1 protein-coding gene is annotated in these 632 nt (G+C 41.9%); it reads left to right on the plus strand.

Annotated features, from left to right (window positions below; genetic code table 11):
* Nucleotides 1-632: thiamine pyrophosphate-binding protein (locus tag MT391_RS20725; protein WP_499499988.1), on the plus strand; the 632-nt coding region annotated here is incomplete at both ends.

Genomic DNA, 632 nt, shown 5'->3' on the forward strand with positions numbered 1-632 from the left:
TTATGGACTGACTTTTTAAAGCATAACCCGACTAACCCAAACTGGGCTGATCGCGACCGCTTTATTTTGTCTAACGGCCATGGTTCAATGCTTATCTATTCTCTATTGCATTTAACAGGTTACGACCTTTCAATTGAAGATCTTAAAAGCTTCCGCCAATTACATTCAAAAACACCGGGTCATCCGGAATATGGTTACGCACCAGGTGTCGAAACAACAACAGGCCCATTAGGCCAAGGTATTACTAATGCCGTTGGTATGGCGATTGCTGAACGCTCTTTAGCGGCTTCTTTTAACAAAGAAGGCCACGATATTGTTGACCACCATACTTACACTTTCCTAGGTGATGGTTGTTTAATGGAAGGTATTTCTCATGAAGCTTGTTCTTTAGCGGGAACCTTAGGCCTAGGTAAACTGATTGCATTCTGGGATGACAACGGTATTTCAATCGATGGTGACGTAGAAGGTTGGTTCACTGATGATACACCTAAGCGTTTTGAAGCTTACGGATGGCAAGTGATTTCTGTTGATGGGCATAACCCTGAAGAAATTAAAGCGGCTATCATCTCTGCAAAAGCAGAAACGACTAAACCAACGATGATTTGTTGTAAAACAATTATTGGTTTTGGCTC

The sequence above is a fragment of the Vibrio sp. 1-Bac 57 genome, assembly GCF_037546855.1.
Lineage (GTDB): Bacteria > Pseudomonadota > Gammaproteobacteria > Enterobacterales > Psychromonadaceae > Psychromonas.